Genomic DNA, 10,957 nt, shown 5'->3' with positions numbered 1-10,957 from the left:
CAAACTAACTATGGACGGTAAGCTGACATTGACCTGAAGCAAATGCGGGCGCGCCTTCAGGTCGCCGTCAGGAAACCGGCTCAAAAGAGGGCTCTGAGACCCCTGACGGGAGCACGGAAAGTGAAAAGGACGGTATTGATCGCGGCTATTCTCTTGAGCGCCCTGGCGCCCGCTATGGCGTTGGCCGATGACGACGACTGCAAGGTGCCCATGGCCCAATGGCAGCCGCGTGAAGCGGTCGAACAAATGGCGAAGGCCCACGGTTGGACCGTGCGGAGAATCAAGATCGATGACGGCTGTTATGAAATCAAGGGGCGAGACGAGAACAGCCGCGAAATCGAAGTGAGGGTTGACCCGGGATCGCTCGCCGTGATCCGGATGAAGCACAAGAGCGGACATGATGACAGCGACGACGGACGACGTGGCTCAGTTCAGGAGCCGCCACGCCCGAGTGACGCGGCGCCACCCGCCAGCGGGCTCCTCAAGGGAACGACGCCTCCCAAGGTAGAGATCAAGTGACGGACCTCTTCCGAGGTGCGTTGACCAGGATGTTTTCACGGCAGCATCGCCGATATTCGCTCGCGCCACGCTTCTAGACTTTCCGGTAGCCCGCGCAGCCCGATCCACGGCCTCGCTCGGTCGTGGCCTGACAGGCGCTGCGCGCGAGTTAGCGAGCCACGGGACCGATCGACCGGCATCGCGCAGACATGACATCTCTCACCGAAGACGCTTCGTGTCACGTCGGTCATTCCGCGATCTGCAAGCTGACGGCGACCTGAAGCGGAATCCCGCCACGCTTCAGGAATGCGTCAGTCTTTGCCGCCAGTGTTGGCCCGATCAACGACCTTATTGGAGATGAGAAGATGAGAATGAAGGCGCTGCTTGCTGGCCTCGCCATGACCACCGCCCTGACCCTGCCCGGATTGGCCATGGCGCGACCTGTCACATTGACCACCACACTCAAGAACTATGGTGGCAATGGCGCCTATGTCGCTCTGTACGTGACCGATGCGTCGGGAGCCTACAAAGGTACGCTGTGGATGGCCGGCTCCAAGTCCAAGTACTACAGCCACCTCAGCGGCTGGGAGCGCGCATCGCGCGGAAACCTCGGCGAGATCAACGGCATCACCGGCGCGAGCGTCGGTGCCGGCCGCACGCTGAAGGTCACCGTAGACTTGGCGGATGCGCTGTTCGATGCCGGCTACAAGCTCCACATCGACGCTGCGGTCGAGGACATGCGCGACAGCCCGTCCGAAGTGGTCGTTCCGCTGACCTCTGCGGGTGCGGGTCGCCCCGTGGCGGGGCGCAGCTACATCCGCACCTTCACCTACGACATGTAGGCCCATGCCGAGTGGAGAAGGATGTCATGCTGCGCTGGATTCATAAGGTTCTTGCCCTCTCCGTCATCCTTCCGCTGATGGCACTCGTCATCAGCGGATCGGTGCTGTCCGTGATGCCGGCCTGGGACCGCGCTGGAGGGCTTTCACTTCCTGCAGAAGGCATCAGCGTTGCCGACTTGGCTGGGTGGACCACCGGCACCTACCCCGGCGTCGAGCAGATCAAGAGGCTGCCCTCCGGCAAGGTCATCGCCTTCTACTCCGGGAATGACGGCTCGACAGCGAGTGTCGTGGACCCTTCCAGCGGCAAACCGGTTTCGGACTACGCACCCTCGGCATTCGAGCGCTGGATGACCAATCTGCACCGGTCGTTCTTTCTGGGCGACGGGGGACGTATGGCCGCAGGCGCGGCCGCGCTGGCAATGCTTGTCCTGACGCTGTCCGGCCTGCAAATGACCGTCCGGCGCATGGGAGGGTGGGCGCATATTCTCGGTCATGCGCGCGGTAGTACCGTGCAGCGTCTGCATGCCGATCTGGGCCGGCTGGCGGCCCTCGGGCTCATGGTGTCGACGCTCACCGCGCTCTACCTGTCGCTCACGACGTTTGGGGTGATTCCGGACGGCCTGTCGCAGACGCCCAGCTTTCCCACGATGGCGCCGAGCGGCCCCGCCTTGCCGGTGGAGAAGATTGCGTCGCTGCGCGGGATCGATCTCGGCCAGCTCCGCGAGTTGACGTTTCCCAACCCGGCCAGTGCGAACGACCTCTTTCACCTGACTACCGCCGTCGGCGAGGGATACGTCGACCCGGCGAGCGGAGAGATGGTGGCTTGGCAGGATCATACGGTCGGCCGGCAGATCTACGAGTTCATCTACATGATGCACACCGGCCAAGGGTTATGGTGGGTCGGCTTGCTGCTCGGACTGAGCGCCCTCAGCGTTCCGGTCCTCGGCTTGAGCGGAACCGTGGTGTGGTGGAGCAGGCGGCGTGCTCGCGCGCCGATCGTCGCCAACGTTCTCGCCAAGGCTGCTGACACGGTGATCCTGGTCGGGAGCGAAGGCGGCAGCACGTGGGGTTTCGCTCGCACGCTGCACGCCGCGCTGACGGCGAACGGGCACAAGGTCCACACTGCTCCCATGGACTGCCTCGCGCGATCCTATCCGGCAGCGCGGCGTATGTTCCTGCTGACGGCAACCTATGGCGACGGGACAGCCCCGGCGACCGCCGGCGGATTCCTCGAACGCCTTGACGGAATTGGAGAGCCACCTTCGTTCCCTGTCGCTGTCTTGGGCTTTGGTGACCGGCAGTTCCCGCGCTTCTGCCAGTTTGCTCGAGATGTGGATGCGGCATTGATTCGAAGCGGCTGGACGTCGCTGCTGCCGCTGGAGACGATCGACCGCCAGTCTCCGCAGGAATTCGCGCGCTGGGGCGAGGCTTTGGCGGCCGTCATGGGCGACGATCTGGTGCTGGCGCACGTGCCAGAGCGCCCGCGCACCCATGCGCTGACACTCATCGAACGTTTCGACTATGGCACGGAGGTGCAGGCCCCCACCTGCGTGCTGCGCTTCGCGTTGCCCAAGAGCAGGGGGTTTGGGCGTCTCGGTAGCCGTGGCTGGCCGCGGTTTTCCGCCGGCGATCTGTTGGCCGTCCTGCCGCCGGGCTGCACTCTGCCGCGCTACTATTCCCTGGCCAGCTCAGCCGATGATGCCTTCGTCGAGATCTGCGTGCGCAAGCATTCCGGCGGCCTTTGCTCAGGCCTGCTCCATGGCTTGCGGCCAGGCGACACCATCGAGGCGTTCGTGAAGGCCAACCCTTCTTTCCGTCCCGCACGTGGGCGCAAACCTGTAATCCTGATCGGCGCCGGCACCGGTATCGGTCCGCTCGCAGGGTTCATTCGCGCCAATAGTGGGCGACGCCCCGTACACCTCTATTTCGGCGGGCGCGATCCAGCCTCGGATTTCCTCTATCGGCGTGAGATTGGCGGCTGGCTGGACGACAAGCGGCTGACAAGCCTGTCCACTGCCTTCTCGCGCGTCAAAGGCGGCGGCTACGTGCAGGATCGCCTCCGTGCAGATGCCGATCGTTTGCGCACCCTTATCGCCGAAGGGGCGCAGGTCCTGGTTTGCGGCGGACGCGACATGGCAGCAGGCGTGATGGAGACGCTGGGCGAACTGCTCGTTCCGGCCGGCCTTACGCCCGCCTTCCTCAAGGCCCAAGGGAGATATGTCGAAGATGTCTACTAGGCTCCGCCGCCATGCATTGAGCGGCGCAACCATGGGAACGCGGTGGTCCGCGCTGCTCCATGCGCCACCCGCGACTGACATGTCTGCCCTGGAAACCGCCCTGGCGCGTGCCGTCGACCGCGTCGATCGCCAGATGTCCACCTGGAAACCGGACAGCGACCTGATGCGGCTCAATGCGGCCTCACCTGGCGCCTGGGTGTCATTGCCCACGGAACTCATGAAGGTTCTGGCCAAAGGGCTGGAGATCGGACGCATCTCGGCAGGCGCGTTCGATATCGGTCTCGGGGGGCTGGTCAATGCCTGGGGCTTTGGAGCCGGTTGCTCGACGCCCGACAAGGAAGCGATCCAGGCGGCTCTTCGCCAACGGTTGCCGCCAACCCATACAGTCCTGGAGCTGGACGTGCCAGGCGGGAGAGCGCGCAAGCATGCGCAATTCGACCTCGACCTTTCAGGCATCGCCAAGGGATTTGCCGTGGATGAGATGATGCGCACGGTGACGGCCTTCTGCATCTCCGATGCGCTGGTCGGACTCGATGGTGAGCTCAAAGCAAGCGGCACCAAGCCAGACGGAACGCCATGGCTCGTGGCGGTGGAAAAGCCCGACTACGGCCTTCGCAGTCCGCTCGGTGTAATCGAATTGCGGGACGCTGCCGTCGCCACCTCAGGCGACTACCGGCATTGGATCGAGATTGGAGGGACTCGGCTGTGCCACACGATGGACCGGCTGCGCAGCGGTCCGATCGACAACGGGATCGCATCAGTTTCAGTCGTTGCTTCAAGCTGCATGGACGCCGATGCATGGGCGACCGCGCTCATGGTTCTCGGGCCAGCAGAAGGCACGGCACTTGCAGAGAAGCACGGCCTCGACGCATTGCTCGTTGAGCGAAGCGCTGGGAAGCTCGATCAATTTCGAATCGGTCCTGTCTTCCAAGCCGCCTCGACGGAGTCGGTTTGGGTGACGCAGCAGGAACGCGCATCGGCTGCGCAGCATGTGGGCGAGATAGTGAAGTCGGCCCCTCATAGGGACTAGATTGAAGCCACAGAGCTTTGGCGTACTCCGTCGTAGTCTTGCGCATGTCGTCGCACAACATCGCCCAAAAGGTGCTTGCGGGGGTGGGATTTGAACCTACGGTGAGCAAGTTACTGCGCCGCGATCCTCTCCGCCGGCGTGAAGGCGCGCTCCATCTCCCGCCGCAGCTGCACCGCGGTGAGCGTCTCGTCCATCGCTGCGTCGGCGTAGGTCAGCGACTGGCCGGCCTTGATCGGCTTCAGGAGCTTGACGTTGTGGGCGAGGCCGAGCGGCAGGCTGCCCAGCCCGGTCGATTTCCCGGCCGGGAACAGCTTGCCGTAGACCGTGTAGCCGCCCTCGCCGTCGAGCATCTCGCCCGCCTTGAGGTCGCGCTTGGCGGTGGCGATGACGTCGGCATGGAAGCCGATCGGGCAGCCGGTCGGCTCCTTGCGCAGGCCGACCGAGGCGACCGACATGCCGACCTCGAGCCCGATCAGGTGCCACCGCTTGTACATCACCGAGTAGCGGCCGCTCGGGTCGGTGCAGAGCATGTACTCCTCGAAGCAGTTCTTCTGGTACTCGGTCGCTGCCTCGAACACGACCCACACGCCCTTGCGGATCTCGTAGGGGATGGCGCGGCCGTCGCGCTCGAGCGAGCTCGCGCATTCGACCTGGCCCTTGTGATGCAGCTGGCCGCCCTCGGAGGCCGGACGCATGACGAATGGCAGGTCCTCGACCGCGCAGGGCGGGAAGGCGAGCCCGTCGGGCGCCGGCGTCAGGCCCGTGGCATTGGCCACGGCCGTGCTCTCGATGGCGGGCTTGGAGCCATCGAGGAAGGAGTTGAACATCTTAGGGTTCAGGCCGCCACGTTTGGCCTGCTCCTCGTTGAGGCCCCAGTACTTCCACACCGTCTCGGGCGTCGACTGCGCGTAGTGCGGCAGCCATTTGTGGCCGCGCCCGGCGGCAGTGACCTCGAAGCCCGAGGTGCGCGCCCAGTCGACCAGCTCGCAGATCAGCGCCGGCTGGTCGCCATAGGCCAAGCTGTAGATCACGCCGGCTTCGGCAGCGCGCCTGGCCAGCAGCGGCCCGCAGAAGGCGTCGGCCTCGACCGTCACCATCACCACGCTCTTGCCGTTGCGGAAGGCCTCGAGCGCATGCTCGACGGCGGCGATCGGATCGCCAGTCGCCTCGACGACGATGTCGATCTCGGGATGGCTCACCAGCGCGCGCCAGTCGTCGGTCAGGTAGGTGTTGCCGTGACGCCGCGCCTCGGCGAACGAGCCGGCTGCCGTGACCTCGGGCTTCCAGCCGAGCCGTGCCAGGTTCTCGCGCGCCCGCGCCGGCGCGAGGTCGGCAATGCCCAGCAGATGGATGCCGGGCGTGGTCGGGATCTGCGACAGGTACATGGCGCCGAACTTGCCGGCGCCGATCAGGCCGATGCGCAGCGGCTTCGCTTCGGCCGCCCGCGCCAGCAGCATGCGATGGAGACTCATGGGTTTCCTCCTGTGATCTTCTGGACCGCGGGCGTCTCGCCCGCTCAGATTCATGAGCGGGCGGGACGCCCGCGGTCCGTATGACTATGACGTCCGCGCGCCGTCGCCGCTCCTACTCCGCCGCCACCTTGCGCCGGGCGGCGCGGGCAACCGCATCGTCCTCCCAGGCGTCGATCGGCGTGAAGTCGCGATGGGCGATGTAGTCCGGCCGCTTGAAGCGGCGGATGGCGTTGGAGATGGCGTTGTAGGTGACGTAGATGATCTGGCGGTCCCACGGCGACATGTTGGGCGGGCTGCCGTGCACCAGCGTGCCGTGGAAGAAGATGGCCGAGCCCGGCCCGCCCTTCGGGGCCACGATGCCGCCCTGGTGGACCAGCTTGGCGATCGTGTCGTTGTCGATGACCCACAGCGGATACGACGTCGTCGTGAGATCGTGGCTGGCCTCGATCGCACCCTTCTTGTGGCTCTTCGGGATGAACCACAGCGGACCGTTGAACTCGTTCACCTCGTCGATGAACACTGCGAGGTTCATCGCCCGCGCCTCGGGCATGTCGTCGTCGGCTTTCCAGGTTCCGTAATCCTGGTGCCACTGCCAGACGTCGCCGTCGAAGGCGGCTTTGCCGTTGATCTTGAACTGGTGGATGTAGGTCTTGTCGCCGAGCAGCTGCTCGGCCGGCTCGACGAAGCGCGGATGATGGACCAGCGCCTCGAACACCGGATGCCAGGTGTGCACGGCGAAGGCGGTGCGCACGACGTCGCCGGTCTTCTCGCGCACGTTCTCGGGACGGCGCTGGGCGAACACCTCGGGCACCGAGGCCTTCAGGATCCGGGTTTCCTCCGGCGAGAAATACTCGGGAAAGAACAGGTAGCCTTGCTCGTCGAACTGGGCGAGCTGCTCGGCAGTGAGCTTCATGGCGCTCCTCCTTATGCTTCTGCAGGCGCGCGCTTCAGGCGGCGCGCGAGATCACGACTTTCAGGCGACCGGTGAGAACGTCGGCCATCTGCTCGGCATGGCCGCGGCACAGTTCCTCGGCCTCGGCGGTCTGGCCGGCCTCGAGGGCGCGCAGGATGCCCTCGTGCTCGTCCCACACGCTGACCCTGAGGTCGGCTTCGCTCAGCGCCGCCGCCATCACACGCCTGAGATGCTGCCAGTGCGGATGCGCGGTCTCGCCGATCAGCGGGTTGCCCGACGCCTCGTAGATGAACAGGTGGAAGTCGATATCGGCCTCGATCACCGCCTGCACAAGACCGCTCGCCACCGCGCGGCGGCCGACATCGAGCAGGTCGCGGCCGCGCTGCCGCAGATGCGGCGTGTAGTTGGCCGCCGCCAGCCGCGCCGCCGCGCCATCGAGCGCCCCGCGCACGACATAAAGGTTGCGCGCATGCTGGACGTCGAGCGGCGCCACACAGACGCCTTTGCGCCCGGCATCGATCAGGAAACCCTCACGGCGCAGCAGCATCATCGCCTGCAGCACCGGCTGGCGGGAGACGCCGAACTTCTGGGCCAGCTCTTCCTGGGTGATGCGCACCCCGGCCTTCAGCTCGCCGGAGCAGATGGCCTCGAGGACGGAGTCGTGGATTTTCTCGCTGAGATCAGCTTCGGGCACGATCGGTCGCATGGTCTGTATACAGAACACAAAGCGAGGCCTGTCAAGTCGCTGTGCGCAATTGCAGAGGCACTTGGACGAACGGGTGCGAGCCAAGTGCACCGTTGCTTTCGCGACGTGTCAGCTGACCTCGCTTTTGCCGAGGAGGCGCACGAGCATATGTCTGATGTGATCCTGCCCACCGAAGAACACGGCGAGGATGCGGACCTTGTGCGCCGTTTGGTCAACGTCGAACCAGTAGGTCGCCCGTGCGACGGCAAAAAAAAGCGAACTCCCGGCAAGATGTCGTCGCGCGCCGTGTCCCGCAGCGGAAAACGTGCCAGCCGATCGGCCGCCTTGCGGATTGCCATCACCCGCTGCGCGGCATGGTCCAGGGCTTCCTCGGTATTCTCGCCGAAGGTCCCATAGCTCTCGAACAGGCGGCCGAAGATCAGGTCGAAGTCGCGTTCGGCGTCGGCCGAGAATTCAATCGCGAACCGCATGCGCCCGGCGTTTACGATTGATCATCCGGGACAGCCGGCTGTCCATCTTTGCGGCCGACAGGAACGGACCCGGCACTGACGCTGGGAAAGCGCCCCGACTCGACGAGCGTCTTGGCAAAGGAATGCTGATCATCGGTTAAGGAAATCGAAGACTTTACAGTCACGGGCCTACCTTTCGGTCGGATCGGGCGGAGTTGACGGTGATACTGGGTCGTACCGGCCGTCAACTTCCGCTGGCCTGCCTCACACCGCCAGCCCCGCCATCATGCCCTCGTAGACCGCCTCCTCCGCCGAGCGAGGTGCCAGGCAGTCGCCGGCGAGGTGCAGCGGAACGCCGAGCGGGGCGAGCTCTTCCTCGAGTGACGTGTCTGGCCGGTGGCCGAGGGCCAGCACCACCGTCTCGACCTCGTTCGCGATGATCGGCTCGCCCGAGACGATGTGCGCCAGGTAGGCGGTGTCGGCGTCGACGCCGAACAGCCGCGCATAGGGGATCACCTCGACGCCGAGCTTGTGCAGCTTGCCCGCCCAATGATCGCGCAGATACTGCTGCAGGTTCTGTCCGACATGCGTGCCGGTGATGGCGAGGCGGACATGGCGGCCCTCCCGCGCGAGCTTCTCCGCAAGGCCCATGCCGACCCAGTCGCAGCGCCAGTCGGCCACCAGCACGCGCCCGCCGGGATTGGCGCGGCCTTCGAGCACGGCCCAGGCATCGAGCACGTGCGCCTCCTCGGCGCCTTCGATCGCGGGGCGATAGGGCAGGCCGCCGGTGGCGACGATGACGGCGTCGGGTTGCTCGCGCCGCACCGTCTCGGCCGAGACCGGCGCGTTGAGCCTCACCTCGACGCCGGCGAGCGCCAGCTCGTGCTGCAGGTTCGTGACCAGCCCGCCGAACTCCGCGCGCTCGGGCAGCAGCTGGGCGAGAAGCACCTGGCCGCCGAGCCGCGGAGCGGCCTCGTGGAGCGTGACGCGATGGCCGCGCTCCGCCGCCGTCAGGGCGGCCTTCATGCCGGCCGGCCCGCCGCCGGCGACGAGGATGCGCCGCGGCGCGGCAGACCTTGCGATGCTGCCCAGCTGGCGCTCGCGCCCGGTTACCGGATTCTGGATGCAGGAGATGCCGACGCCCATGTGGTAGTGTCCGATGCAGGCTTGGTTGCAGGCGATGCAGGCGCGGATGTCGTCCGTGCGGCCCGCGCGCGCCTTGTTGGGCATCTCGGGGTCCGAGATCATTGCCCGCGTCATGCCGCACATGTCGACCTGTCCGGCGGCAAGCACGGCCTCGGCGATCTGCGGCTGGTTGATGCGGCCGGCGACGAGCACGGGCAGGCCGACGGCAGCGCGCAGGGTGCCGGCCTTCGGCGCCACGTAGGCGTGCGCGAGTTCCATCGGCGGGACGACGTGCACCGAGCCGCCGAGGCCCTGCATCGAGCCCAGGGTGGTGTTGACGTAGTCGATGGCCCGCCTTGCCTTCAGCGCCTGGCAGACGGCGATCACCTCGTCCTTCTCGAGGCCGCCCGGCTCGACCTCCTCGGCCGAGATGCGGATGCCGAGCACGGGGCCGTCGCCCAGGCCGGCGCGGACCACGGCCAGGAGATCGGCGAGGAAGCGCAGCCGGTTCTCGAAGCTGCCGCCGTAGGCGTCGTTGCGCTGGTTGTGCCGGGGATTGAGGAAGTCCGAGATGAGGAGCCCATGGCTCGCCAGCAGCTCGATGCCGTCGAAGCCCGCCTCGCCGAAGCGGCGCGCGGCCTTGCCGGCCTCGGCGATGATCTCCTCGATCAACGCCACCGGCATGGCCCGCGGCATGGTGTGGAAGCGCTGGTCGGGGACGACCGAGGGCGCGTAGGCGACGCCGCGCAGACCGCCGGAGAGCCGTTTCGTCACGCGTCCGGAATGCGAGAGCTGGCCGAAGATGCGCGCGCCATGACGGTGGACGCTGTCGGCGAGGTTTTTCAGGCCGGGAATGCACTCGTCGCTGGCCACGATCAGCTCGGGGCTGTCGGTGAAGCCCGTGGCATGGAAGCGCGCCGCTTCCGTGATGATCAGACCGGCGCCGCCTTTGGCCCGTGCCTCATGATAGGCGACGAAATCCTCCCCCGGCAGACCGTCCTTGGCGAGGTAGGTCTGGTGGCCGGTCGACAGGATGCGATTGCGGATCTCGGTGTTGCGCAGCCGGATGGGGGAGAAAAGGCGGGGGAAGGACGTCATGGGATACTCATGCGCTGGGAGCGCGCCACTCCGATGGCGCTCTTCTCATCCCTCTCCCCAGCTTCGCTTCGGCGAAGGCAAGCCGCGGCAAGTCGGCGACACCTCATCAGCAAAGCTGAGGGAGGATGAGAAGAGCGCCATCGGAGTGGCGCGCTCCCAGCGCACGACTCCATCAGAGGTCTCGTTCAGCTGCACACCGTGTACTCCGGCGAGAGCCGGCTCAGCACCTCGGCGCCCGTAGAGGTCAGCACGATGGTGTGGCCGAGCGACATGGCGAGGTTCTTCGCCGCGTCGATCAGAATGGCATGGAGGAACAGCACCATGCCGGGCGCGGCGGGCGTCGCGTTGCCCGAATAGAGCATCGGCGGGACGTCCATCCAGGTCGGGCGATAGAGCGCGCCCAGCGAATAGCCGCAGGCCGACATGCGCGCAGGACCATAACCTGCCGCGTCGTAGACCCGCCGATGGGCGTCGTCGATCTCGCCGAGCGGACGACCCGGCCTGGCCGCCTCTGTCATCGCCGCGAGCGCCTCGCGCGTCACCTCGAACATCGCGCGTTGTATCGGGTTGCCCCTGCCGATGGCGAC

Annotated in this window: 10 protein-coding genes and 1 pseudogene; 5 read left to right on the top strand and 6 right to left on the bottom strand. The window is 66.2% G+C overall.

Annotated features, from left to right (window positions below; translation table 11 throughout):
• The first annotated feature begins 120 nt into the window (after nucleotides 1-120).
• The 4 genes from AB7O82_RS32940 to AB7O82_RS32925 all read left to right on the top strand — a co-directional run bounded on the left by AB7O82_RS32940 (nucleotide 121) and on the right by AB7O82_RS32925 (nucleotide 4,607).
• Nucleotides 121-519, top strand: a complete 399-nt coding sequence (locus AB7O82_RS32940; protein ID WP_428543541.1) for a PepSY domain-containing protein — start codon at nucleotides 121-123, stop codon at nucleotides 517-519.
• A gap of 350 nt (nucleotides 520-869) precedes the next feature.
• Nucleotides 870-1,340, top strand: coding sequence for a DUF2271 domain-containing protein (locus AB7O82_RS32935; RefSeq protein ID WP_428543539.1), 471 nt, complete (start codon nucleotides 870-872; stop codon nucleotides 1,338-1,340).
• Between the two features lie 26 nt (nucleotides 1,341-1,366).
• Nucleotides 1,367-3,577: a PepSY domain-containing protein gene (locus AB7O82_RS32930; protein ID WP_428543537.1), complete on the top strand. Its 2,211-nt coding sequence runs from the start codon at nucleotides 1,367-1,369 to the stop codon at nucleotides 3,575-3,577.
• A complete protein-coding gene (locus AB7O82_RS32925) occupies nucleotides 3,558-4,607 on the top strand; it encodes an FAD:protein FMN transferase (RefSeq protein ID WP_428543535.1) in 1,050 nt (349 codons plus the stop codon). Before AB7O82_RS32930 ends, AB7O82_RS32925 begins: the two co-directional genes overlap by 20 nt.
• Before the next feature lie 110 nt (nucleotides 4,608-4,717).
• Here AB7O82_RS32925 and AB7O82_RS32920 read toward each other — a convergent pair whose 3' ends face one another.
• From AB7O82_RS32920 to AB7O82_RS32910, 3 genes are all read right to left on the bottom strand, one after another.
• Nucleotides 4,718-6,079: an NAD(P)H-dependent oxidoreductase gene (locus tag AB7O82_RS32920; protein WP_428543533.1), complete on the bottom strand. Its 1,362-nt coding sequence runs from the start codon at nucleotides 6,077-6,079 to the stop codon at nucleotides 4,718-4,720.
• Nucleotides 6,080-6,191: 112 nt separating this feature from the next.
• Nucleotides 6,192-6,992 carry a phytanoyl-CoA dioxygenase family protein gene (locus AB7O82_RS32915; RefSeq protein ID WP_428543531.1) on the bottom strand — a complete coding sequence of 267 codons (801 nt, stop codon included), beginning with the start codon at nucleotides 6,990-6,992 and terminating at the stop codon, nucleotides 6,192-6,194.
• A 34-nt stretch (nucleotides 6,993-7,026) separates the two neighbouring features.
• Nucleotides 7,027-7,698 carry a GntR family transcriptional regulator gene (locus AB7O82_RS32910; protein ID WP_428543529.1) on the bottom strand — a complete coding sequence of 224 codons (672 nt, stop codon included), beginning with the start codon at nucleotides 7,696-7,698 and terminating at the stop codon, nucleotides 7,027-7,029.
• Nucleotides 7,699-7,934: 236 nt separating this feature from the next.
• On the opposite strand from AB7O82_RS32910, the gene AB7O82_RS32905 reads away from it, so the two are divergent.
• Nucleotides 7,935-8,189, top strand: a complete 255-nt coding sequence (locus tag AB7O82_RS32905; protein WP_428543553.1) for a hypothetical protein — start codon at nucleotides 7,935-7,937, stop codon at nucleotides 8,187-8,189.
• Here the strand turns inward: AB7O82_RS32905 and AB7O82_RS32900 are convergent.
• The 3 genes and pseudogenes from AB7O82_RS32900 to AB7O82_RS32890 all read right to left on the bottom strand — a co-directional run.
• Nucleotides 8,152-8,332: pseudogene (locus tag AB7O82_RS32900) on the bottom strand (hypothetical protein). The gene AB7O82_RS32905 and the pseudogene AB7O82_RS32900 sit on opposite strands and share 38 nt — an antisense overlap.
• Nucleotides 8,333-8,411: 79 nt before the next feature.
• Nucleotides 8,412-10,370, bottom strand: a complete 1,959-nt coding sequence (locus tag AB7O82_RS32895; RefSeq protein ID WP_428543527.1) for an FAD-dependent oxidoreductase — start codon at nucleotides 10,368-10,370, stop codon at nucleotides 8,412-8,414.
• Nucleotides 10,371-10,555: 185 nt separating this feature from the next.
• Nucleotides 10,556-10,957, bottom strand: a 402-nt coding sequence (locus AB7O82_RS32890; protein ID WP_428621276.1) for a M24 family metallopeptidase, incomplete at its 5' end; no start/stop codon positions are given.

The sequence above is a fragment of the Reyranella sp. genome, assembly GCF_050185545.1.
GTDB lineage: Bacteria > Pseudomonadota > Alphaproteobacteria > Reyranellales > Reyranellaceae > Reyranella.
Note: the sequence above shows the minus strand (reverse complement) of the source record. Positions and strands in the feature narration are given on the sequence as shown.